At 60.1% G+C, this 23,168-nt stretch carries 18 protein-coding genes and 1 pseudogene; 13 read left to right on the top strand and 6 right to left on the bottom strand.

Translation table 11 applies throughout. The features are described from left to right. The first annotated feature begins 26 nt into the window (after positions 1-26). Positions 27-1,166, top strand: a complete 1,140-nt coding sequence (locus ABL838_RS33230; protein WP_418126009.1) for an ABC transporter substrate-binding protein — start codon at positions 27-29, stop codon at positions 1,164-1,166. 400 nt (positions 1,167-1,566) lie between these two features. Further along, positions 1,567-2,160, top strand: a complete 594-nt coding sequence (locus tag ABL838_RS33225) for a DJ-1/PfpI family protein (protein WP_418126008.1) — start codon at positions 1,567-1,569, stop codon at positions 2,158-2,160. 113 nt (positions 2,161-2,273) lie between these two features. On the opposite strand, the gene ABL838_RS33220 is transcribed toward ABL838_RS33225, so the two are convergent. Then, positions 2,274-2,576 (bottom strand): hypothetical protein, encoded by a 303-nt coding sequence (locus ABL838_RS33220; RefSeq protein ID WP_418126007.1) that lies wholly within the window; start codon positions 2,574-2,576, stop codon positions 2,274-2,276. A gap of 419 nt (positions 2,577-2,995) precedes the next feature. Between ABL838_RS33220 and ABL838_RS33215 the strand changes: the two genes are divergently transcribed. After that, positions 2,996-3,526: a hypothetical protein gene (locus tag ABL838_RS33215; RefSeq protein WP_418126006.1), complete on the top strand. Its 531-nt coding sequence runs from the start codon at positions 2,996-2,998 to the stop codon at positions 3,524-3,526. Positions 3,527-3,865: 339 nt separating this feature from the next. Here ABL838_RS33215 and ABL838_RS33210 read toward each other — a convergent pair whose 3' ends face one another. Then, entirely contained in the window at positions 3,866-4,351 is a 486-nt protein-coding gene (locus ABL838_RS33210; protein WP_418126005.1) for a hypothetical protein, read from the bottom strand. A gap of 61 nt (positions 4,352-4,412) precedes the next feature. On the opposite strand from ABL838_RS33210, the pseudogene ABL838_RS33205 reads away from it, so the two are divergent. Next, positions 4,413-5,054 (top strand): annotated as a pseudogene (locus ABL838_RS33205) (integrase core domain-containing protein); the annotation flags it as partial. A gap of 129 nt (positions 5,055-5,183) precedes the next feature. Here ABL838_RS33205 and ABL838_RS33200 read toward each other — a convergent pair. Further along, on the bottom strand, positions 5,184-6,506 hold the full coding sequence (locus ABL838_RS33200) for a D-serine ammonia-lyase (RefSeq protein ID WP_418126003.1): 1,323 nt from the start codon (positions 6,504-6,506) through the stop codon (positions 5,184-5,186). Between the two features lie 118 nt (positions 6,507-6,624). Next, on the bottom strand, positions 6,625-8,220 hold the full coding sequence (locus ABL838_RS33195; RefSeq protein ID WP_418126002.1) for a GMC family oxidoreductase: 1,596 nt from the start codon (positions 8,218-8,220) through the stop codon (positions 6,625-6,627). A gap of 377 nt (positions 8,221-8,597) precedes the next feature. On the opposite strand from ABL838_RS33195, the gene ABL838_RS33190 reads away from it, so the two are divergent. From ABL838_RS33190 to ABL838_RS33155, 8 genes are all read left to right on the top strand, one after another. Further along, the gene (locus ABL838_RS33190) at positions 8,598-9,095 is read left to right on the top strand and encodes a VOC family protein (protein ID WP_418126001.1); all 498 of its coding nucleotides are present in this window, start codon (positions 8,598-8,600) and stop codon (positions 9,093-9,095) included. Between the two features lie 50 nt (positions 9,096-9,145). Next, positions 9,146-9,925, top strand: a complete 780-nt coding sequence (locus tag ABL838_RS33185) for a class II aldolase/adducin family protein (RefSeq protein WP_418126000.1) — start codon at positions 9,146-9,148, stop codon at positions 9,923-9,925. Positions 9,926-10,040: 115 nt separating this feature from the next. Further along, a complete protein-coding gene (locus ABL838_RS33180) occupies positions 10,041-11,204 on the top strand; it encodes an MFS transporter (protein ID WP_418125999.1) in 1,164 nt (387 codons plus the stop codon). 115 nt (positions 11,205-11,319) lie between these two features. Continuing rightward, positions 11,320-12,708, top strand: a complete 1,389-nt coding sequence (locus ABL838_RS33175) for an L-serine ammonia-lyase (RefSeq protein WP_418125998.1) — start codon at positions 11,320-11,322, stop codon at positions 12,706-12,708. 701 nt (positions 12,709-13,409) lie between these two features. Further along, complete coding sequence (locus ABL838_RS33170) at positions 13,410-14,765, top strand: DUF1329 domain-containing protein (protein WP_418126555.1); 1,356 nt, start codon at positions 13,410-13,412, stop codon at positions 14,763-14,765. A gap of 19 nt (positions 14,766-14,784) precedes the next feature. After that, positions 14,785-16,494, top strand: coding sequence for a DUF1302 domain-containing protein (locus ABL838_RS33165; protein ID WP_418125997.1), 1,710 nt, complete (start codon positions 14,785-14,787; stop codon positions 16,492-16,494). 25 nt (positions 16,495-16,519) lie between these two features. Continuing rightward, entirely contained in the window at positions 16,520-18,901 is a 2,382-nt protein-coding gene (locus ABL838_RS33160) for an efflux RND transporter permease subunit (protein ID WP_418125996.1), read from the top strand. A gap of 14 nt (positions 18,902-18,915) precedes the next feature. Then, positions 18,916-19,884, top strand: coding sequence for a WD40/YVTN/BNR-like repeat-containing protein (locus tag ABL838_RS33155; RefSeq protein ID WP_418126554.1), 969 nt, complete (start codon positions 18,916-18,918; stop codon positions 19,882-19,884). Positions 19,885-19,991: 107 nt separating this feature from the next. On the opposite strand, the gene ABL838_RS33150 is transcribed toward ABL838_RS33155, so the two are convergent. Both ABL838_RS33150 and ABL838_RS33145 read right to left on the bottom strand, forming a co-directional pair. Further along, positions 19,992-20,717: a TetR/AcrR family transcriptional regulator gene (locus tag ABL838_RS33150; RefSeq protein ID WP_418125995.1), complete on the bottom strand. Its 726-nt coding sequence runs from the start codon at positions 20,715-20,717 to the stop codon at positions 19,992-19,994. A gap of 67 nt (positions 20,718-20,784) precedes the next feature. Then, on the bottom strand, positions 20,785-22,086 hold the full coding sequence (locus ABL838_RS33145; RefSeq protein ID WP_418125994.1) for a protoporphyrinogen/coproporphyrinogen oxidase: 1,302 nt from the start codon (positions 22,084-22,086) through the stop codon (positions 20,785-20,787). 158 nt (positions 22,087-22,244) lie between these two features. On the opposite strand from ABL838_RS33145, the gene ABL838_RS33140 reads away from it, so the two are divergent. Beyond that, positions 22,245-23,123 carry an alpha/beta fold hydrolase gene (locus tag ABL838_RS33140; RefSeq protein WP_418125993.1) on the top strand — a complete coding sequence of 293 codons (879 nt, stop codon included), beginning with the start codon at positions 22,245-22,247 and terminating at the stop codon, positions 23,121-23,123. The last annotated feature ends 45 nt before the right edge of the window (positions 23,124-23,168 follow it).

Below are 23,168 nucleotides of genomic sequence, written 5' to 3'. Positions count from 1 at the left end.
CCTTAAGACAAGAGATGGAGCCGGCCATGAATCGAAGCAAGCTCGCGCGTTGGCTGGCAGCCATGGCGATCACGGCATCGGCAACGAGCCATGCCTTTGCCATCGAGGTGATGGTCGTTCAGGTAGCCCCGATGCGCGGCCTGGAGGCCAAGCAGGGCCAGGGCTATGCGGCCGGCATGCGCCTGGCTTTCGACGCGGCGAACCGCAAGAGCGGCGTGAACGGCCACACCTTCGCGCTGGCGACGGAGGACGACGGCAGCCGGCCCGAATCCACCGTCGAGCAGACCCGCAAGCTGCTCATCGAGAAGCGGCCGCTGGTACTGGCCGGCTACTTCGGCAGCCAGAATCTGCGCGAGCTGCTGGCCACGCGGCTGCTGGAACAGCAGCGCATGGCGCTGGTGGGCTACCGCACCACCGACATCGCGCCCGCGCACGCGCAGCTCTTCAACGTGCGCGCCGACATCCCGAGCGAGCTGGCCAAGCTCACCTCGCAGCTGTCGACGGTGGGCATCAGCAAGCTGGGCCTGCTCTACGAAGCCGGCCCCGGAAGCGACGCCATCGTCGCGGCGGCCGACCAGGCAGCGGCGCAGGCCAAGGTCCGCTTCGTGACGCGTGCTTCCTACACCGGCAGCAGCCGGGGCGCGAACACGTCCATCTCAGAAGCGGTACAGGTGTTCACCAAGTCCACGCCGCAAGCCATCATCCTGGTGGCCAATGGCGCACCGACCGCGGCCTTCATCGAGGCCTACCGGGTCAGCGGCGGCACGGCGCAGCTCTTCGCGTATTCGGGTGCGGACATCGAGCAGCTGTCACAGCGCCTGGGCGAGGACCACCTCAAGGGCGTGGTGATCTCCCAGGTCACGCCGAACCCCTACAAGAGCACCAGTCGGCTGCAGCGCGAGTTCACCGAGGCCGCCAGCCAGCACAAGCCCAAGGAACCGAAGAGCTACTTGATGATGGAGGGCTACATCGCCGGTCGCGTGATCGTGGAGGCCGTGCAGCGCCAAGGCCGCACGCCCACGCGCGAGGGAACGATCGCCACGCTGAACGCGATGAGCGACTACGACCTCGGGGACTACCTCATCGGCTTCGGCGGCGGCGAGCGCAACGGCTCGAAGTTCGTCGAGCTTTCGATCGTGAACGGAAGTGGCAAGGTTCAGCAGTGACACACGCCGCTTCCGAGAGCGCCAGTGTTTCTCGCGATCTTCGAGCACTGCGATCGCCACAAGGAGCTCAAGAAATACCAGCGCGAGTCCGACTGAGGCGCGGGCGCAACGGCTGTGCGGCGGGTCCTACGAGCGAAGAGGGGGCGCTTCCCGTTCGCGGCTTGCGCCCCCGCATTCACCATTCGTCCCGGTGGAGCGATCCATCCCCGCTTTTCCTCCCTGAGCGGGTGCTTGATGCGTGACTGCATCGGCTTGCGGCCCGGCGTCTTGCCGGGCTTCTTTTTTTCCGGGTGCGGCCATACGCGCCTGCGCTGAGCGCGACGTCCTACCGCGAAGCGCCGCCGCCGCGCGCGAAATCTCGCCTCATGTCGGGGCACAGCAGGTCCCGCAAGGGCTCGGCATGGAATTGCCCGCGCCGCTGCCGCGCGTGCTGGACGTGCCGACCGCGCCCGAGGTCGACCGCTCGCCCGCGCTTTCGCTGCTGGCACGGCCGGGCGACGGAGGCATCCGCACGCGCAAGATCGCGATCCTGGTCGCCGACGGGATCGAGGGCGGCCCGATCGCCGGGCTGGTGTCGGCGCTGGTGGGCGCGGGGGCCGTGCCGCGGCTGGTGGGATCGCGCCTGGGCCGCTGCACGGCGGCGGACGGTACGGCCTTCGAGGCGGACGCCAGCATGGAGAACAGCCCCAATGTCCTCTTCGATGCGCTGGTGCTGCCGGACGGCCTCGCGGCCCTGGAGTCGCTGACGCAGGATGGCCACACGATGGAGTTCGTGAAGGAGCAGTACAGGCACTGCAAGACCATCCTGGCCTTCGGCGCCTCGCAGGCGCTGCTGGCGGAGGCGGGCATTCCGATGACCTTGCCCGATGGCTCGCCCGATCCGGGCCTGATCCTCGCCGAGGCGAAGGATGCCGCCGATGCGAGCCGGGCATTCATCGCCGCCGCGGGCATGCACCGGCACCTCGAGCGCGAAACCGATCCGCCCATGGTGTGACTGCTGCCCCGGGGCAACGCCACCGCGCCGGCGAGCGCGGACATGCCCGGACACGCCTCTTCCGCGCGCCTGGTTCGCCTGGCACCGGGGCGGCTCGCGATCGGGACGCCCGCTCAGCGAGGGGGATTGAACGGGATCTCGCGCGGCATGGCGCGACGCCCGCGCAGCAGCGCCATGCGCCCTTCGGGCGTGATGCTGGTGACGATCGCGCGTGGAATGAATCGCTCGCCGGTGCGCAGAACCACCGGCGGCTCGGTGAGCGCCTCCAGCAGCGAGGCACTGCGCAGCGCGAGGATGCAGTCGATCTCCTCGCGCTTGGAGCACACGGCCGGCAGTTGCAGCCGCGACAGCATCTCGAGCTGCTCGAGGTAACTGGCCGCGCGCAACTGGCGTGCGGTAAGTGTTTTTCGCCTCATGGATGGGAGTTCACAGTTCGGGTTTCATCCTTGCGTTTCCGTCACCATCGACGGCCTGCCTGTGCGGGAACGGCGGTCGCCGGAGACGGCGCGCGCACGTAATTGCGTGCCGGCCTAGGTTGCGTCAGTTTGTCGAAAAGTAAGAAGCACACTAGCGCACATTAAGCAGTGTCGTATACGAACAAGGCAGAAGCAATTGCGACGCTAACCCGCGAGTCCTAGCGGCCCTGATGGATGGCGAGGCTACCGAGAAATTTGCATTCCCGATAGAAGCCATCCATTCGCCCGCTACATGCTAGGGAATCTGCTTTTCCTGACAGCGGAAAACGCCGCGGCGTTGCTTTCCATATTTCGTATCTTTTGTCCTACATATCCGCCCTTCGCTTCATGCAAATGTGAATATTTCCCATGGAGGGGCGATGAACGCGGAAATCCGATCCGGAAATATGGCCGAGGGACTAAGGGCTAACACACCCTATGCCTACCTGCTTGAACTGCTTCAAATGCGCCTGCCTGCATATGTCGTAGACCGGCACGAGTTGAAGCTGGTTTCCTTGCTCAAAGCGACAGGGCTGATTGAGGCCGAGGTGTACACGTCGGGAAACCGAAAACCCTGCTACGGAGAAACCACGGCCGCAACAGTCCGCAGGATTACTGAGAACGGTTTGGAGGAGCTGGCCGATACGAGTCGTGATCTTCTAAGGTCAACGCGAAGGACAGTGGGCAACTTCCTCTCGCCGCTTGAATATCTGTGCCTCATCGCGGACTCTCCTTTCCCTCTTCGCATCGAAGGCGGAGCCTCGATCAGGAGCATCTTGGTACTCAAGGCGGCGGGTTTCATCGACGCGTCAATCAGCCCGATCTCCGAAGACTATCCGGATGTTCCCAGGCAGGCGCTCATCATTCGCATCACGGCCCTGGGGCGAGACGAAATTGCTCGACCAAGGTAAGCCGACAGGCACGAAAGCTACACGACGACTAGATGGTGGCTGAGCATCCATCGGAGTGCTGAATTCCCCCGATCTCTGACCCTGCATTTCCACCGAATACCGACCCCATTTGGTGAGATCCAAGGCCTCACAATGGGATAAGTGCTTGGTGTTCTCCTTTTTAGTTGGATGTGCGGATCTGCGGCAGACTGCGCCGCTGTTTCCGCGTTTTTGGTGGTTCGATACTCAGCATGGGATCACAATATCCCGCCGATGCTGCGCACCGCTGCGAACAAGCTCTCTCTGGATGGATGCGCAGGTCGAGGCGCGCAAAGCGCTAGCGCGCCAAGAAGCCCAGCTTCAAGCTGAAGGGCAATGACACAGGGCGCACTTCGAAGCACAGAATGCGCAATTGGCGTCCAGCGCGAAGACTGTCTGGGAGCCCATGGCCGCTACAGGCGGACCCTGAGGGTAGGCGCACTGCGTGGACTTCGGATCCGCCGCCGCGTTGTAGACCGTCACCGGGAACTTCGCATCGGAGTCTTGCGCCGAGACGATCTCTCGCACGCCCTCGACCCACATGGCGCAATGCATCGGGCGCAGAGCCTGCATCTCAATCATCAAGTCGACTTGGCCCAGCGCGCCGTAGCACGAGCGGATCCAGTCCAGGCCTTTGGGCGTGCACAGCTTCTGCGTTGCCATGTGCTCGAAGAAGTCCTGAAACGACTCATGCACGTCAGCGTGATTGCCGAGCACGAAAGCTCGGACTGCTTTCGCTCCCTGATCGTCGATGACGCCAAAGAGGTATTTCTCCACGTCGTCGTTGACGATCGGACCGAAGTGCATGGTGTACAGGTCGTACTCGACAAAGCAGTTCTTCGTCCCCCAATTCGTGAAGCGCCGTGCGAGACACCTGCAGACCATCGGGCAGCGCAGCGGCTTCAAGCCGCGCTGGTCACGCACACATTGCCTATGGCGCCAGGCAGGCCTGCTGGTGCCACGCAAGCGCATCGCCTCGGTGCGCCCGCGCATCTACACGCCGTTCAAGGCCAACATGGTCTGGGCCTATGACCTCGTTTTCGACACCACGGCCAGTGGTCAGCAGATCAAATGCCTGACCGTGGTGGACGAATACACCCGCGAGTGCCTGGCCATCGATGTGGCCGGGGCCATTCGGTCAAAACGGGTGATCGAGGTGCTGTCGCGCCTGGCGAGCCTGCACGGGGTCCCGCTGTTCATGCGCTCGGACAACGGGCCCGAGTTCGTCAGCCAAGCCATCCTGGAGTGGATCGCGCACGCCGGCATCGCCACCGTGCTCAGCGAGCCTGACAAGCCTTGGCAGAACGGCACCGACGAGAGGTTCAACGGCAAGTTCCGCGACGAGTGTCTCTCCATCGAGTGGTTCCGCTCGCGCCGCGAAGCCGCTGTCCTGATCGAAGCCTGGCGCAGTCACTACAACAAAGTACGTCCCCACAGCAGCCTGCAATACTTGACCCCGGCGAAGTTCAAACTCGAACTCCGCAAAGAACTGCAACCCACCATCTTCTAGGAAAAACTGTTTCGATTAAACCGAGCAGCTCAGAGGGCCCGAGATCCTGCATGATGGTGTTGATCGACTCCAGCGTCGAAAGGCTGGTGCGCGACGAGATCGGGATGTGGCTCGCTGCCTGCGAAATGTCTAGGCGCCGCGCTCGAAGAACGCCTGGTATTCGTTATCCGGCACGAAAAGGCCGCCCGTTGTCCAGATCAGGTGTGTCGCCTTCGGAAGACTTCCAGTGAGTCCGTGACGTGCGAGGTACTCGTTTCCAGGACCGGATGAAGTCAGCCATCGCGGGCCTTCAAAAGCAGCTGTTGCCGAAGGCTCGACACGGATCCCCTCCGTGATCGCCGCAGCGTGCAAGTTCTTGAAGAGCGCGTCGTCTTGCACCGTGAAGACGCCCCCAATTCCTGATCTCATCACTTCGACTGCGCGTGCTGACGCGCGCGGCACCGCGAGACCGTCAGCTTCCGTGGCGTTGTCCAGGCCGATGTCGTAGACGCTCGGGTTCGAGCCGCTTTCGTCGAGCAGCGAGAGAAGAAAGCAGGGCGAGGCCGTTGGCTCTGCAAAGAAGCAATGCACGTGCGGGCCGAATACATGGGAAAGACCGAACGCAATCCCCCCCGGTGCTCCCCCGACGCCACAGGGAAGATAGACAAAAAGTGGACGGTCCGCGTCGACGCGAATCCCAAGGCCGCTCAATTGAGTCCGGAGCTCACTCGCGGCGGTGCTATAGCCCATGAACAAGGAAAGCGATCCCTCGTCATCGACAAAATGGCAATTGGGATCGGCTGCGGCCGCCGTACGGCCGGCCTCTACAGCGGCGCCATAGTCGCCTTCGTGCTCTACGACTTGAACACCTCGCTTGCGCAGTCGATCCTTCTTCCAGCGCTTTGCATCCGCAGACATGTGAACAGTGGCCCCCAGGCCCAAGGCCGATGCGATCACACCAATGCTGAGGCCGAGGTTGCCCGTGGAACCAACTGCAACCCGATACTTGCCGAGCCTCTCGCGAATCGTCTCGAACGAAAGGTCGCCAATGCCGTCGAGCGTACCTGCTGAACTTTTTAGCAACTGCTTCTCAGCGAATTCCAGCACCTCGTGAATGCCGCCTCGGGCCTTGATGGAGCCCGCGACCGGCAGCGCATGGTCCGCCTTGATGAGTACGCGTCCCGATTCCACGGGGATGCCCAAGTGGCTTTGAAGAGCCGGAACCGGAAGGACGGCGGACTCAATTGCACCGCGCGTGTCCCGCAACTCCGGAAACATGTCCGTTAGAACGCGACTGAACCTTCGAAACCGGTCTTCTGCTGCGCGTACGTCTTCACGGCCAATTGGCCGGTCACCCCAAGTACTTCCCATGCGTCCGTTTTCTGCCCGGGAAGGGTTCGTCCAGAACACTGGTTTGCGCGTTCGAATGTTTTCGACCAATTCAGAATCGCGCTGCTTGTCATTGAATTTCATGATTGCTCGAACGGCTCCAGGTCCTGAAGAGGAAGGCCTATTTGTCGTGGCGACTTGCTAGAACCCATCATCCGCAAAGTGGTGATGGCGAAGGTGGAGTCGAGCAATGCGCTCACTCTCAACCCAACCACATCGCTGCCGCCTTGGCAGCGAGCATCACGACGGGAATGTTGGGGTTGGCGGAGACGAGGTTTGGCATGACCGATGCATCCGCCACGCTCAGTCCATCGAGGCCCCGGACACTCAGGTCCGGGTTCAGAACAGAGTCCGTTTCGTCCTTGCCCATCTTGCAGGTGCACGCAGGATGATATTGTTGGAACGCATGAGACCGGATGTATGCGTCGACCTCGGCGTTGTTCCGGAAAGGACGATCGGGCATGAGGGGGTTGCCTCGGAACGGAGAGAGTTCCGCTGACTCGAGCATGGCTTGAGCGCGCATCACGCCTTCCCGCAAGGTTTCAATGTCTCTCGGCTCGGACAGCGAGTTGTAGACAATGCGCGGCCGCTCGGTCGGATCTGTGGAACGAAGCAGGATTTCACCTCTGCTTTGCTGGCTCAGCAAATTCATCTTCACGCTGAGCGTGTCTTGATAGGGGCGCTTCAGCCCTGGGAACCAGACGTCGGCATAGGGCGGAGGTGTCTGCAGGTAGTACTGCAAGTCAGGCTGCGGCAAAGCCGAGTTTGATTTTGCGAAACCGAGTATGACGCCTGGCAGACGCGAAGCCGGGCCGCTGCGAAACGCCAGCCCCCGAAACATGCTGAAGACCGCTCGATCCAATCTGAGCGATTGATGAAACGTCCCCGGCTGCTTCCGCTCCCACATGACTTCGACACCCAGATGGTCTTCCAGGCCTTGCCCCACAGGAAGGTTTACCAAGGGTGAAATGCCCATCGAGCGCAGGTGCGCCGCAGGTCCGATGCCCGAGAGCATCAGAAGATGCGGCGTATTGATGGCTCCCAGACTCAGCACAACCCGCCCGGCGCGCGCCGCTTGTTTTTGGCCCTTGGTAACGTATTCGGCACCGACGGCCCTCGTTTTGTCGAAGAGGATCTTTGTCGCCATCGATTCGACTTGGACGGTCAGGTTGGGGCGCTGGAGAACAGGGTGAAGAAACTCCCGCGCGGCCGAAGAGCGGCGCCCGTTTCTGATGGAGTACTGCACCGCACAAAAGCCTTCGGGGTGAGATGCGTTGTAGTCGTCAGTCCTATCGTAGCCAAGGGCACAAAGCGCATCGAACCATGCAGCGAAGACGGGATCATCAAGTCGTCCCAGTTGAGCGCCGATCTCTCCGACGCCGCCCCGGGTGGCGTTCTCCCCGTGCTCCCAAGCCTCGCATTCCTTGAAGAAGGGGGCGACATCCTCGAATCCCCAGCCATCAGCGCCAGCGGCGACCCAGCGTTCGTAGTCGCGGGGATGGCCGCGTGTATGCGCCATGTAGTTGATCGATGAGCCTCCCCCGATCACCTTGCCGTGGAGCACCTCATTGATGCGACCATTCAGGCCTTCGTCGGGGTCTGAGGTGTCCACCCATCGGTACTGCTTCTTGGCGGTCATCGGTTTGATGCCGACGGGAAGGCCGATCATCGGGTCCTTATCCCATCCGCCGGCCTCTAGAAGCAGGACACGCACGCTGGGGTCTCGAGACAGTCGATTTGCAAGCACACAGCCGGCGGAGCCGGCACCCACGATGACGAAGTCGAACGTTTGATTCATGACTCTTTCCGATTCGAAACCATTCGGTAGAGCTGTTGCCGTGCAGAAGACGCGGCATGCCCGGAGCAGCCGCTCGAGTTCCTTCGAGGCATCGGCGCGTGCCCCGCGCGTAGCTGCCCCTGATTGCACAGCAGAGCCGCCTAAAAGCTGTTGTTAGTCTACTATTAAAATTCTGAAACTGGATCGGCGGCGGCACGCGAGGTGACTGTAATCGGGAAAATATGAGGATTTTCCTGTTGACGGCCCGTTGCATCACCTCTGAAAAGCGACTAATATTAGATTAACAACGGATTTCTGGTGCGGTAGCGGGCGCTGTGGCGGAACCGGTGCACTACTTTGGAGAATTGCTTATGGCGAGCGGTGGAGTCGGCGCGATCATGCAGGTCGCTTACCTGGTGGAGGACATCGACAAGGCCGTGGCGCGCTGGACCGCCATGGGCGTAGGGCCCTTCTTTGTCGGCCGGCATCTGAAGTACGCGGTGCAAACGCATCGCGGCGAAGACATCTCCGCCGACATCAGTGCTGCGTTCGCATACGCCGGAGATCTCCAGATCGAACTCATGCAGCAGCACAACGATGCGCCGTCCTCGCTCACGGAGTTCAAGTCGGTGCACGGCTTTGGATCGCACCACCTCGGCATCCTGTCGAAAGACATCGACGCAGATGCGGCGGCATTTGTCGAACGCGGTTTGAAACCGATCAGTCGCTGGGTTTCAGTAATCGGTGTCGAAACGCGATTCTTCGAGGCGGAGCTGGATGGAGGCAGCGTCATCGAGTTGATCCAATCCTCACCGGCTGTTGAAGACGGCTTCGCCCAGATGAAAGCTGCCAGTGCGACCTGGGACCGCTCAGGGCCCGCGTACTTCGAATTCTGAGGCGGACTCTGCGCGACTCATCGGATTCGGCAACTTACTTTGGAGCAGAGATGGAATTGAAAATTGGTGATACCGCCTACCCGTCATTGAAGGGAAAGGTCTCGGACGAAGAATGGGAAATCAGAGTCCACACCGCAGCGCTCTTCCGTCTCATTCCGTTGATGGGATGGGATGATCTTTCGATGCAGTTGATCTCTGCGCGGGTGGGTGAGCACTATCTCGTCGGCCCCAACGGTCTATTGTTCGAAGAGGTTACGGCGTCGAGCCTGGTGAAGATCACAGTCGATGAGCGGGTGGTTTCCGAAACGCCATTTGGCGTTGTCCCTTGTTCTTGGTATCCCATGCGCGCGGTTCACGAAGCTCGGGCCGATGCCAACTTCGTGATCCACACGCACGATGACATCATCGCCGCGGTGGCTTGCAATTCCCAGGGGCTTCTTCCCATCTCCCAGTCCGCCGCCTTCGCGCTCGCCGACGGGATCGGCTACCACGCCTATGAAGGGGTGGAGACTCATCCGGAATGCGCTGCTGGCCTGCAGGCCAGCCTGGGGCTCCACAACAACGCCTTGCTGTTGCGGAACCATGGACTGATCACGATCGGCTACTTTGCAAAACACGCCTTCCTTCGGCACTACAACATCCGCAAGGCTTGCAGGATCCAGATGATGGCGACGTCGACCAAGGGTGGCGAGCTCATTCAGTTCGGACCACCGTTGCTGGAGATGTTCAAGGCCGAACTGCAGCGCGTGGTCAACGGCGATGGCACGAGTGATCCATGGGATGGCCTAGTGCGCAAGCTTGTGAAGCTGGACCCCAGTTTCATGGACTGAGACCCATCTCCCGAGACTCGCTTGTGTGCCGAGGTGGTGAGCGGAGGAGCGGGAAAGGTCGGCCGGCGTAGCACTCACTTCCCTTCGTTCACATCTCCTTGCCAAGGACTCCACCATGAAAAGCAAGCTCGTCGGCCTTGAGAAATGCGCAGTGCTGTATCTCGCGACCCTCGGCTGGTTGCCCAACTACCTGCTTCCCTACGATGTGATGACGGCGATGAAGCGTTTCAGCCTGACCGAAGATCACGTCGGCTGGCTTGCTTCCGCCCAGCTGCTGGTCTTGTCGTTCACAGCGCTATTGATGAGCAGGTGGATCTCTCGGCTAAGCAAAAGAACCTGGTCGATGGGTGCCTGTTTCTTGGGCTTTGGGGCCACGGCAGCCATGATCTTTGCTCATGACCTGTATATCTACGCGGCACTGAAGATCGTTTTCGGCGTTGCTGCCGGCGTTCTCGTGGCGTGTGTCTACGGCCTCGCCTCGTACTATGAGCATCCGGAGAAATGGTTCGCACAAGCTGCGATCGTGATCGCCGTGGTTTACGGTATTGCCATGTATATCGCGCCTCTTCTCATCGGAAGGTACGGCCCCACCGGCGCGGAGATTGTGCAACTTGCGATGATGGCATTGGGGCTTGTTCTCTCGCCGAAGATGCCCGTGGCCAGCCTGTCTTGGACAACGAGCATGAGTCAGAAGCCCACGACGCGAAGCATCGGCATTGTTTGGATGTTGATCGCAGTGTTTGCCCTGTTCATTTCCCAGTCCGTCACCATCAGTTTTGCAGGGCCGTCGAGCCATTCTTTGATGATCGACGATGAGAAGCTCGGCCTGACCTTCACGATCGCCGCGTTGGTTCAGATTCCTGCCGCTCTTCTCACGAACTGGATGGGTAATCGCGCGGGGGCATTCAAGCCGATCTATTGGGGGCTTGCGATCCTCATTGGCACCGCCCTGGGAATGTACGAGGGCTGGAGCCGCTGGGGCTTCTTTGTTGCTCTGAGCCTGATCAATGCGGGTGTGGTCATTGCCAATCCCTACCTCCTGAGCGTTCTTGCTGAGCTGGACGAAACAGGAGAAAGCGCCGCTTTGGCGGGGTCCGTCACGAATTTCGGCTTGGCGATAGGCCCAGCGCTTGCCAGTGTTGTGTTCGGATTCGGTGGCGTGCGTCCGGTGGGTTGGGTGGCAGCTGGCCTCCTTGTGTTGGCTATCCTCACAGTGTTTGCCGCTTCTCGTTCAACGGCGCAGTATGGGCGCACGCCCCCGCTTGCTAAGCGGGCCTGACATCGCTCCAGAAGGCGGGCTTGGGCGCTACGGGCGACTTCAGTCGTCGAGTGTCAATCTTGATAGGCTGCGCCGCGCACGCGTGTGAATAACCTGGCACGAGGGAAAATCAATCTTGGCAGTCAGCATTTTCGACTTGTTCAAAGTCGGCATCGGTCCTTCGAGTTCTCATACGGTCGGGCCCATGCGTGCGGCCCGGATGTTCGTGCATTCGCTTGTCGATGCGGGGAAGCTTAATTCTGTCGCTAGGATCTGCTCAGAGATGTACGGTTCCCTTGGCGCGACTGGAAAAGGCCACGGGACCGACAAGGCGGTAGTGCTTGGCCTCCTCGGCCACGCACCCGACACCGTCGATGTAGAGAAGATAGAGGAGCTGCTGAACGACGTCCGAAAGCAGCGCGTGATCACTTTGAACGGCATGCGAGCGATCGCGTTCACCGAAAAGTCGGATCTGCTTTTCTACCGGAGCGAGGCGCTGCCGTTTCATGCCAATGGCATGCGGTTCAGGGCCTACGGTGCTGGTGGCGAGCTCGTGTCGGAGAAGAAATATTACTCGGTAGGGGGCGGGTTCGTCGTTACCGAAGAGTTGGCTCATGATCGCTCGAAGCAAAAGGCCATCGCACCGGACACCTCCGTCCTGCCGCTGCCATTTCACAGTGGCGCAGACCTTCTAAGGCTTACTGCACAAAACAGATGCAGCATTGCGGAAGTCATGAGGTGCAATGAGCGCCACTGGCGCAGCGACGCCGAGACGCGAGCCGGAATACTGGAGATCTGGCGGGTGATGCAGCTGTGCGTCGAGCGGGGATGTCGTACGGAAGGCGTGCTGCCGGGCGGTTTCAAGGTCCGACGGAGAGCGGCAGCACTTTTCAGGAGCCTGAGCGCGCCCAACGCGGGACCACCCGACCCGCTTCAGGTGATGGACTGGGTCAACCTCTACGCTCTCGCAGTCAACGAAGAAAACGCCGCCGGCGGGCGCGTAGTCACGGCCCCAACAAACGGCGCGGCGGGCATCATCCCGGCTGTTCTGCACTACTACTCGCGTCACGTCGTGGACGCGACTGACGAAGGTGTCGTTGATTTCCTGTTGACTGCCGCGGCAATCGGTCTCCTTTACAAGGAGAACGCTTCAATATCCGGTGCGGAGGTCGGGTGCCAAGGCGAAGTGGGGGTCGCCTGCTCCATGGCGGCCGCAGGGCTTTGCGCTGCCATGGGCGGCAGTCCGATGCAGGTGGAAAACGCCGCCGAGATCGGAATGGAGCATCACTTGGGCTTGACCTGCGACCCCGTGGGGGGACTCGTGCAGATACCCTGTATCGAGAGAAACGCTATCGCGTCGGTCAAGGCGATCAACGCAGCACGCATGGCTATGCATGGCGACGGCGCTCACCATGTGAGCCTGGACAAGGTCATCAAGACCATGCGAGAGACGGGGGCCGACATGCTGACCAAATACAAGGAGACCGCGCGCGGCGGTCTGGCCGTGAACATCGTCGAATGCTGAAGGCTGCTCGCCGGCTCGGTGGAAGTCAATCTGAGTGACGGTGCGTTGAGTGAGCACCGCGATCTTGAGGGTGAGCCGGTCGATGCGTTTCGCTCCAGAGGAACTTGCGATCCTTCACACGATAGCTGGCTGATAGGGCGTACATCTGCGCTTTCGCGCCAGGTGCCGGTAGATTTGCACGGGCGAGCAATCGTGCTGTCGAGCTTGCGGCTGAACTGCTAGGTCTATCGATTCGTTCGGCCACTCTCGTTTATGAATAGATCTTAAGCAACTTACAAGCGTTCGTCGCGAGCCATGCCTAAAGGCTCAGGCCGTTTGGTATTCGATGTTGCACAAATGCTGCCGCCGCTGAGGCCCACATGGTGCAGCCATGCACAACCAAAGTGCATCGCTCGTACTTAGGAGTGCCGCATCAGGTTTCAGTGAGGTTAACCCTATTGTTTCGGCCCCGCCAGAAGATAAAAATCGACTTTAGTCAGATATTTGTCGCGAGCTGCGTTGGGCACGACTTCTGCTTACCGCGATTGTCTGGCTTAAAAGTCGCTATTAGTCAGTTTATTTGCCTGCTGAAGCGATCCCGGCGAGCAGCGGTCAGTGCTTGCCGCAGGCGAGGTCAACTTTCCAACTGGAGATATCTCATGAGGTCCAAATGCATTCTTCCTCCTCGCGCCACGGGGTTCGCCAAGCTATCAAGCACCATGATGTTGACTCTTGCCTTCACGGGTGTGGCGACCATGGCAGTTGCCCAGAGCGGTGACGCAGGCAAGCTCGGCACGGAGCTCACGCCCATGGGAGCGGAAAAGGCGAGCACCGCCAGCGGAATCCCTGAATGGACGCCGCCCGGTGCGGTGGGTCAAGGTTGGACCTTCGGCGCGCTGCGCTCCGACTTCTTCAAATACAAGTCGGACAAGCCTCTCTACACCATCGATGCCACCAATGTCGACAAGTATGCGGACAAGCTGAACGCAGGCCAGGTGGCCCTGATCAAGTCCACGAAGGGCTACAGCATGGATGTCTACCCCAGCCGCCGCACATGCGGGGCGCCGGGTGTCGTGGCAGAAAATACAAAGAAGAACGTCGGCTTCGCGAAGTTGAATCCGGATGGCCTGAGTCTCTCGGATGCATTCGTTCCCGGCATTCCATTTCCGATGCCCAAGAGCGGGGCGGAGGTGATGATCAACGCGAAGATGCACTACCGCGGCGCGGGCATCGAGATGGTGAACCAGATCGTGTATGTGTCTCCTCGCAAGGGCAGCAGCGAGTGGATCAAGGTGACAGCCGACAGCTTCACCTACATGCCATGGGCGGACAAGAACAGTACGACCTTCGCCAAGGCCGAGCAGATCGAGTCGTACTACACCATGAGCTATCAGTCGCCGACGGCGTTGGCGGGGCAGGGCGCCGTGTTCGTGGCGCCGTCCAACAAAGCTTCGGAAACTTTCTACTATTTTCCTGGCCAGCGGCGCACGCGTCGGATGCCGGCCTATGCCTACGACGCCCCTCAAATCGGCTACGAGAATCAGTACAACATCGATGAAGCCTATGTGTTCAACGGCGCACTAGACCGCTTCGACTGGAAGCTCGTTGGAAAGAAGGAAATGGTGATTCCTTACAACGCCTTCGGTCCATACGACTTCAAGGCCAAGGCCGACGATGTCTTGAAACCGGAGTTCATCTCCCCCACGCATCGCCGGTATGAGATGCATCGCGTCTGGGTTGTGGAGGCCACCGTCAAACCAGGATTGCGCCACTCGTCGCCTAAGCGGGAGTTCTATATCGACGAGGACAGCTGGACCTTTGTGGGTGCGGTCGACTACGACGCGCAAGGCAAGGCCTGGAAGGTTCGAGAGGGATTCGTCATCCCTGTCTACGAAACCGGGTCTTGCGACTCGGTTGCTTTCGTCCAGCACAACTTGGCGGAAGGCCGCTACCTCATCGATGGGGCCGCCCTCGCCAACGGCACCGACATGAAATGGGTCGTCGACGGCACGGGCAACCCCCGGATGAAGCCTGACTACTACTCTGCCGAAAGCCTGCGCGCGCGCAGTGAGCGTTGATTCGAGCGGAGTAAAAGCAATGAACAACATCATCCTTCGCTCCTCGAGCCGCTCGACGCGAGTCGTTCGCTATCAGCTGGCAGCGATTGCCCTGGCAACGGGTGCCGCGCAGGCGGCAACCTTCAAAAACGCCGACGGATCGATCCAGGGCAGCTTCGACTCGACCGTCTCGATCGGAACCGGGATCCGGACCGAATCCCCGAGCAACTCTCTGGTCTCTCCTACGTATGACAGCACGACCCTCGCGCGCACGGGCGGAGGCATCATGGGGCAATTCAGCGGCCTGAGCGACCAGGGGAACATCAACTACAAGGAGGGCAGGCCGTTCACAACGTACCTCAAGGGCACCCATGAGCTTTTGCTCAAGATGCCTTCGGAGGGCTTGTCTTTCATGGCGCGTGCCGCATGGGTCCGAGACTTCTCCGCGACCCACACGACGGGCGCGGTGAGCGGTCAGGACTTTGTGTCTGCTGTGCCGCCCAACATCCAGGGTGGTCTGTCCGCAGATGCGCGCAGAGACCTGCGGTTCAAGGCGCGCCTCCTTGACTTCTGGGTCAGCAAGACCTTCGACGTGGCGGGGCAGCAGGTGCGTGTTCGTGCAGGCAACCAGGTCATCAGTTGGGGCGAGAGTCTCTATGAGATCGGTGGCATCAACGCCACCAACTCAATCGACGTCAACCGGGCCGCTCAGCCAGGGGCGCAGGTCAAAGAGTTCGTGCTGCCAGCCCCCATGGTGAGCGTCGCTGCTGGCCTGGGCGGGGGGGTGAATGTTGAGGGCTATGTGCAGGTGGGCTGGAACAAGAGCTACTTGCCGCCTGTGGGCAGCTACTTTTCGACCTCCGTCGTCGGCGTCGGAAGCAACGCCTACGGCGTGACGACCACCCGGGCAAAAGATTCCGGTCAATGGGGACTCGCGCTGCGCTATCAGCCAAAAGGGACCGACCTGAACCTCGGCGCCTACGTGATGAACTATCACGACAAGCTGCCCCAGACGTCTCTGAGTCCTGAAGGCGCGACCATCTATCGCTACCCGGAGAATCGCCGCATGTTCGGCCTGAGTGCGAACTTTCCGGTGGGAGACTGGGCCATCGGCACCGAACTGTCGTACCGGCCGAAAGACGCGGTGCCTCTGAATCCCGCAAGCGGGTGCGTGACCCAAGGGGGGAAATGCTGGGCGGATACTGAGCGCTACCAGTGGCACCTGACATCGCTTCTCGCACTTCAGCCTGGCAACGCTGGTCCGATTCTCAGCCTTCTCAAGGCGGACACCGCGACGCTGACGACCGAGACGGTTGTCATTGGCTATCCGAATCTCAAGTCCAGCTACGCAGGCTCTCCGATTGCTTCGGGAGGGTTGCTGTGGGGAAATGAACTGAATGACGTGGTCCAGACCGGTGCTCTGTTCACCCCCGGATCGGCGGTAGGTACCAAGTATTCGGGCGGGATCAACGTGGATTTCAACTGGGTGTACGACGGCTCCCTGATCAAGGGCTGGCAGGTCAATCCGGGTATCTACATTCGGAGAGGCCTGTTCGGTCGAACCCCCGGGATTTCTTCCCAGTTCATGAAGGGTGTCACAGCGGTGAACTACTACGTGAACTTCATTCAGAATCCCGCGACCTGGCAGGTCAGCGCCAACTACACGCGCTTCATGGGTGGACGCACATTGCTCGACAACCCCGTACGCGATCGTGATTTCTTCGGCATCGTTGTGTCCCGCAACTTCTAGGTCCGATGTGAAAGAGACAAGTGCAATGGCTCCCGGCGGAGCCACCGCGTCGCAGCGGTTCCTTGCAAGGATCGAAGCCATCCTGTTCGCTCGCCGGCGCGCCGTCCTGATCGGGCTGGCCGTCTTTACAGTGTTCATGGGCTTCTTCGCCCTCAAGTTGAGGATGGATGCGGGCTTTGAGAAGCAGTTGCCGGTGGGACATGAATATGTCCAAACCTTCAACGCCTACCGCAACGACTTCCTGGGAGCGAACCGCCTCACCATCGTGGTCAAGGCAAGAGCGGGATCCATCTGGACGCCCGAAGGGCTAAAGAAGCTCAGCGAAGTCACCCAGGCTCTCACGTTCTTGCCGTACATCTCTCGAAGCAGCGTGCAATCGCTGTGGACGCCGAATTCGTTCGTCAACGAGATCACCGAGGACGGGTTCCGGGCCGACCCCATCATTCCAGGGACCGTCACGCCGGACCGTCTTGATGCCGGTGCCGTCGAGGCGATCAAACGGTCGACCGCCCAGGGCGGCTACATCGGCAGCCTCGTGTCGCGCGACCAGACCAGCGCGATGATCACCGCCGACCTCAACGAGTTCGATGCCCAAGGCCAGCGGATCGACTATGTTTCATTCGGCCGTCTGCTTGAATCCGAGCTTCGCTCCAAGTTCGAAGATCGGAACTACGAGATCCAAATCATCGGCTTCGCCAAGCAGATCGGTGACATCGCAGAGGGGGCGTCATCTGTCCTCGAGTTTTGCGGGTTGGCTCTCCTTCTGACCGCGGCCGCAGTGTACTGGTACTGCCGCTCGATGAAGCTCACGCTGCTGCCGATCGCATGTTCACTGACGTCTCTGGTCTGGCAGTTTGCGACGCTGCATCTTCTGGGCTATGGCCTTGACCCGCTTGGCGTCCTGGTGCCGTTCCTCGTGTTTGCGATCGGCGTATCGCACGGTGTTCAGCAGATCAACTTCATCGTTCGCGAGATATCGCAAGGCAAGACAACCGAACAGGCGGCGAGGTCAAGTTTTCGAGGCTTGCTCGTACCGGGGACGCTCGCCCTGGTGACGGCATTCGTGTCGTTCATCACGCTGCTACTGGTCCCCATTCCGATGGTGCGCGAACTCGCGGTGACGGCATCACTTGGCGTCGCCTACAAGATCATCACGAACTTGGTGATGCTGCCCATCGCCGCCTCCCTGGTCCAGGTGGACCAGGCGTATGCCGCTGGAGCTGAACGCAAGGGCGCGGAGCGGGCCCGCTGGCTTCGGTTTGTCACCTGCGTGGCCGAACCCCGGGTTGCCTTGGTGGTTCTGCTCTCGGCCGCGGTCGTTCTGGTGGCTTCAGCCTGGGAGAGCAGGGACCGCGTCATAGGAACGCTGCAAGCGGGAGCTCCGGAACTGCGGCCGGACGCGCGCTTCAATCGTGATGCGCAATCGATCGGCGCGAGCTACGACGTCGGGCTGGACTGGCTCAGCGTCGCTTTCGAAGCCCCGCCGGATTCTTGCGACAACGTCGCGATCGGGGCTTACCAGGAACGGTTTGCCTGGTGGATGCAGCCGGTGCCGGGTGTCCTCTCGGTCGTTTCGTTTTCTTCCCTTCTGCGGCAATACAACGAGGGATACAACGAAGGGAACCCGAAGATGTCCGTGGTGCCGATCGATTCCGGGAACTACTCTGCACTCGCTGTAGAGATAAGCCGGATTCCCGGAACCATGCGCAAGGACTGCAGCATGACCGCGGCTCACATCTACTTGGCCGACCACAAGGCGACCACTATCAATGGAGTCATCGCAGCGGTAAAGGATTTCCGCGCGAAATACCCGATGGATGGCGTAAAGATCCGTCTCGCGTCCGGCAATGCTGGGGTGTTGGCGGCGATCAATGACGAGATCGAGCACAGCGAACTGCCGATGATGCTGTATGTCTACGCGACGATCGTGTTGCTCGTGTTCGTTGCCTATCGGGATCTTCGTGCGGTACTTGCGTGCTGCCTTCCTCTGACGATCGGCACCTTTATCGGCTACTGGTTCATGAAGGAGCTCGATATCGGATTGACCGTCGCGACCCTCCCCGTGATGGTGCTGGCCGTCGGTATAGGCGTGGATTACGCGTTCTACATCTACAACCGCCTGCAGTTGCACCTTGCGAACGGACTCGGAATCGTCGAGGCGTTCGAGCACGCAATTCTGGAGGTCGGTACTGCCACGATCTTCACCGCGATCACCTTGGCTGCCGGTGTCGTGACGTGGTCGTTCTCTTCTCTGAAGTTCCAGGCCGACATGGGCAAGCTGCTGGCTTTCATGTTCATCGTCAACATGGTGATGGCGATCACGGTGCTGCCCGCGTTTGCAGTCTGGCTGGAGCGGATATTTCCCCGACGCAGGCCCGTGCGTGCGGTTGGAGCGCTGGCACATTGAGCAAAGAGTCAGATATGAAATGTATTTTTCGTGCCACAGCAGCAATCAGCCTTGCAACCAGCGTTGTGGTCGTGCAAGCGACCGAGGCTCCCGCACTCCGCCCTGTGGCGGCGGTGCGGACGCCGATCGCCACCCAGGCGATGATGCTGGGGGCCGCCTGGAGCGGAAAGCGTGCCGTGTCGGTCGGTGCCAACGGCGTTGTGCTCCTGTCCGATGATCAGGGATCAACCTTTCGCCAGGCGCACCAGGTACCGGTCAGCTCGACGCTCACGAGCGTGAGCTTTGCAGACGCGGCTCACGGTTGGGCTGTGGGTCACTGGGGCGTTGTGCTCTCCACCGGCGACGGCGGCGAGAACTGGAAGATCCAGAGGCTCTCGACCGACGAAGATCGGCCCCTTTTCGCCGTCCACTTCTTTGATTCCACGCATGGCGTTGCTGTCGGCTTGTGGTCTCTCGTGCTGACGACGGACGACGGGGGCGAGACGTGGGCGCCCCAGAACATCGCGCCGCCCCCGGGAGGCAAGAAAGCCGATCTGAATCTACTGGGCCTGTTTGCGGACAAGCAGGGGGCCATCTATGCAACTGCGGAGCGGGGCCAAGTTCTGCGGTCGATGGATCAGGGGCATACGTGGACTTACCTTGATACCGGCTACAAAGGGTCGCTTTGGGCAGGCGCTGTGCTGTCTGACGGCACATTGCTCGTGGGAGGCCAGCGCGGCACCTTGCTGCGCCGCAATGAAACCACCCAACAGTGGCAGTCGATCGATCTTCAAAGCAAAAGCTCGGTGACGGCCATATCGGTCCATGGCGACGACGTCCTGGTTGTTGGCCTCGATGGCTTGCAAGCTCAGAGCCGCGACGGTGGACGGACGTTCTCGGTCGCTGTCCGCCCGTCGGGTGACTCGCTGACTGCGGCTTTGGCCACCGATGAGCGGCGATGGATCCTGCTTTCGAAGCGTGGTGTCGTGGGAGACGCGAAGTAGATGTGCCCGAAAGCCAGACCCAGGGGGAGGCTTGTATTACCTCGGCACAGAGCTTCAGATATTTGGCTTACATCGAGTTTTTCGGTTTATCAAGCCTCGAATGAGGACTACGGTTTCGATGTTCGAAGGTGCAAAGTCTCGGGTAGGAAGCACCGGAGGTATGCAACTGTTGCCCTGACCGACTCGGCGAATGTCTCATCGTCGATTCGCCCGTGCGCCGAGTAGGCACCCGACCACAATGCATCGCTGAACTCGGCTGCATAGCCGTAGTAGCGATCAAGATGCGGGATGTCGGGCATTATGAAAACAGCGTGCATGTATTCGACGGCCTTTTGCCCCAGCGAGAAGTTGGTTTTAAGGTTCGTCAAACGGGTTTGCCTGTGCATGGTCGGCCCGAGCATGACTTCCGACATGGGCCGGCTGCTGTTCAGCGCATCTCGAGCCTCCTTCATGCTCGTGTATATCCATTCCTGCCAGCTGGGATTCCTTTGAGCAATTAAAGGGGCCGAACTCTCGATCACCCGCTCCGTGAGCTTGTCGTTATGCAGTCGATGCAACTCGAGATGCACTGCCGTGATCGTGCTGAAAAGATAGTGCACGGACGCTGGTGCGATGCCGGATTGCTTCGCGATATCGTAGAGACTGAGATCCTCGATATTGGATCTTTCCAGCAACTCCTCTGCAGCCTTGATGATCGCCAGGTAGCGCGCCTTGCTCCGCTCCTGCGTTGGAACGCGAGGCGTTCTGCTGGTTTCGGGGGTACGACCTTTGCGGTGGGACGCCTTCGGGCGCACAGATGGCATTGTGCTTGTGTCCGGAATTTCGTCGGTCATTTCGTTGGAATCCTATTTTTCGCGTGACTCGAAGAGATAACGGGAGGTCGACGCGCTAGGCGGCGGGCTAATTGTGCTTCAGAGCACGTTGCGCTGCACGTAAGCCTCCTCGTACGCCGGATTCCATATGAACGCCGTCGTAATCGTTGCCTGCGAACGAAATCCCGCTCAGTGCTTCGACGTTTCTCTTGAATTCGAGGATCTTACCGTGCTGGCCGGGGGAGAGGCGCGCTATTCCCCAATGGTGCCGCTGGACACGAGCCTCCTCTACCCATCGGGAAATCCCTGGAAAGAAGACTTCGATCTCGTTCAATGCCTGCTGGATAACTTCACTGTCAGGCTTACCGATCAGTTCCCCCGACTTGGGGAAGCTGGACCATGCAGAGATGATCGCCTTGCCGCTCCTCACCAAGTGAGGGGTCTTCACCGTATGGTTGAGTGCCATGTTGAAGGCAACATCGCGAAATGCATGTCCGACGTAGACGAATGCCTCGGTCGGGAGGGGGCGGTCAAGAAAGAAATAGACCAGAACAAAAGGGGAGTTCGGGAATTCAGAGAAAAATCTTTGTTCCGCGACCAGGTCATCGGGAATTATTTCTGCTGCGCAATTCATGGGGGCAGTCAAAATCACATGGCGTGCAGTTAGCGCTTTCCCATCCTCCAGAAGTACCCCTTCCGTCTTGCCCTTGTTTGTCAGGATTTTCTTTGCGCCAATGCCATATCGAACATCGAGTTTTTTTGCCAGATGTTCTGCAATGGAGACGTTGCCGTGGCGCAGCGTCATTACCTTCGTGGTGGCGACCAGCTTCATCAAATTCAGCAAAAAATAGAAATTCGTGAATTCTGGTGTCGTGTTTGACATGGCATGTGCCGAAGGGCGCAAAACATAGTCTCGAAATTCGTCGCCCGCCCAACTGAATGCTTCGGCAGCGGTCGCATTGTCATAGGCCGGAATATCGACCGACGATTCGAACAGGTCGAACTTCTTCGACAACACGAGATATCGTGTGACGAACCACGCCAGGTCTCGCGTGCCTCGTGGACCCATCAATTTGGCCAGGCCCAAATTCCCTTTGGGATAGCAAAGAGCACCTTGTCGATTCAAATGGCCGGCTTGATGGTTCAACTGCGGCATGAGGTCACCACTGAGGCCTTCGGCGCGGATGAGCCCGAGCATGTCCCGGTAGTTCGAATGAATTCCTTGGCCGCCTGCCTCCGCTGCGTCGCCGTTTCGTTCGATTCTCACCAGCCTGCCGCCTGGCCGTTCTGACGCTTCGACGACGATGACCTTCTTGCCTGCATTCTGAAGAGTGATGGCTGCAGTCAGACCCGTGATGCCGGCGCCAATGACGATGTTCGTGTCGCTCATGTCTTTGCTTGCTTGGTGAATGTGAAGCGCGCCCGCGCGCAACATCAGTCTAACCCAAACTTGATTAACATCGAATAAATGCTACAGTGACGCCGTTCAAGGATCACTTCGATGGTGGCGCCGGGCGCGCCCTACTTTTCACTCACAGGAGTTCTCTGATGGCCAAGAATGAGATCCGGCTCGCTGAGGATCGGTTTGCCTCGCCCTCTGGGGCGAGCATCTTCTACAGGGACTTCGTGCCTCGCACTTGCGCTGGGGCCGTTCCGCTCTTGTGCCTGCACGGTTTCATGCGCAACTCACGCGATTTCGAGGAGTTGGGGCCCGCGCTTGCTGAATCGGGCGTGCGAGTGATCGCTCCGGACCTGCGGGGCAGGGGGTTTTCCACGCGCTACGCAGACGTCAAGGAGTACCACTTTGACCTTCTCGTGCAGGACGTCTGGAGTCTCCTTGATCACCTCGGCGTCCACCGTGTCGCGGTTCTCGGCACTGCATTGGGGGGGCTCATAGGACTGAACATGGCGGGAGAGGCTCCTGCGCGAGTGCGCGGGCTAGTCCTCAATGACATCGGCGCGGAGATCGGTCCGGCATCCGTGAAAAGATCTGCCGGACACGCGGAAGATGCAGACTACAGCTTCGATGTCGCATTGGCACGGGTGAAGGACCACTTCAGTGCCCAGTACCCGGATCTGGAAGAAGAACAATGGGTCAAGCTGATGCTTCGAGCCTATCGCGAGATGACTCCCGGGAGGTACGCCCGTGACTTCGATCTGCTCGTTCTCGCAGACGCTGCTCGGATGGGTCGGGAGAGTCCAGATGCATGGGGCGCGTATCTCGCGACGCGCGGGGTGCCCATCGCACTGCTGCGCGGCGAGCATTCCGACTTTCTGACGGCCGACACGGTCGAGCGCATGATCAAAAGCCACCCCGACACGGTGCTCACGACAGTGAAGGGGCGCGGCCACCCGCCGCTTCTCGACGAACCCGAATCTCTCGAAGCCATTCGTGCACTGCTTCGGAAGGCATCCGCAGACGTGTGATGCCTCTTGGACATGGGTTGACGGATTCCCCCAACCAAAAACCGG

The sequence above is a fragment of the Variovorax sp. 160MFSha2.1 genome, from assembly GCF_048305075.1.
GTDB classification, from domain to species: Bacteria; Pseudomonadota; Gammaproteobacteria; order Burkholderiales; family Burkholderiaceae_C; genus Variovorax; species Variovorax guangxiensis.
This window is presented reverse-complemented; position numbering and strand designations above follow the sequence as displayed.

What these genes read in the sequence shown, in the direction of transcription:
- ABL838_RS33230 (WP_418126009.1), top strand. Translation starts at nt 27, where the DNA reads ATGAATCGAAGCAAGCTCGCGCGTTGGCTGGCAGCCATGGCGATCACG.
- ABL838_RS33225 (WP_418126008.1), top strand. Translation starts at nt 1,567, where the DNA reads ATGGAATTGCCCGCGCCGCTGCCGCGCGTGCTGGACGTGCCGACCGCG.
- ABL838_RS33220 (WP_418126007.1), bottom strand. Translation starts at nt 2,576, where the DNA reads ATGAGGCGAAAAACACTTACCGCACGCCAGTTGCGCGCGGCCAGTTAC.
- ABL838_RS33215 (WP_418126006.1), top strand. Translation starts at nt 2,996, where the DNA reads ATGAACGCGGAAATCCGATCCGGAAATATGGCCGAGGGACTAAGGGCT.
- ABL838_RS33210 (WP_418126005.1), bottom strand. Translation starts at nt 4,351, where the DNA reads ATGCACTTCGGTCCGATCGTCAACGACGACGTGGAGAAATACCTCTTT.
- ABL838_RS33200 (WP_418126003.1), bottom strand. Translation starts at nt 6,506, where the DNA reads ATGAAATTCAATGACAAGCAGCGCGATTCTGAATTGGTCGAAAACATT.
- ABL838_RS33195 (WP_418126002.1), bottom strand. Translation starts at nt 8,220, where the DNA reads ATGAATCAAACGTTCGACTTCGTCATCGTGGGTGCCGGCTCCGCCGGC.
- ABL838_RS33190 (WP_418126001.1), top strand. Translation starts at nt 8,598, where the DNA reads ATGCAGGTCGCTTACCTGGTGGAGGACATCGACAAGGCCGTGGCGCGC.
- ABL838_RS33185 (WP_418126000.1), top strand. Translation starts at nt 9,146, where the DNA reads ATGGAATTGAAAATTGGTGATACCGCCTACCCGTCATTGAAGGGAAAG.
- ABL838_RS33180 (WP_418125999.1), top strand. Translation starts at nt 10,041, where the DNA reads ATGAAAAGCAAGCTCGTCGGCCTTGAGAAATGCGCAGTGCTGTATCTC.
- ABL838_RS33170 (WP_418126555.1), top strand. Translation starts at nt 13,410, where the DNA reads ATGTTGACTCTTGCCTTCACGGGTGTGGCGACCATGGCAGTTGCCCAG.
- ABL838_RS33165 (WP_418125997.1), top strand. Translation starts at nt 14,785, where the DNA reads ATGAACAACATCATCCTTCGCTCCTCGAGCCGCTCGACGCGAGTCGTT.
- ABL838_RS33160 (WP_418125996.1), top strand. Translation starts at nt 16,520, where the DNA reads ATGGCTCCCGGCGGAGCCACCGCGTCGCAGCGGTTCCTTGCAAGGATC.
- ABL838_RS33155 (WP_418126554.1), top strand. Translation starts at nt 18,916, where the DNA reads ATGAAATGTATTTTTCGTGCCACAGCAGCAATCAGCCTTGCAACCAGC.
- ABL838_RS33150 (WP_418125995.1), bottom strand. Translation starts at nt 20,717, where the DNA reads ATGACCGACGAAATTCCGGACACAAGCACAATGCCATCTGTGCGCCCG.
- ABL838_RS33145 (WP_418125994.1), bottom strand. Translation starts at nt 22,086, where the DNA reads ATGAGCGACACGAACATCGTCATTGGCGCCGGCATCACGGGTCTGACT.
- ABL838_RS33140 (WP_418125993.1), top strand. Translation starts at nt 22,245, where the DNA reads ATGGCCAAGAATGAGATCCGGCTCGCTGAGGATCGGTTTGCCTCGCCC.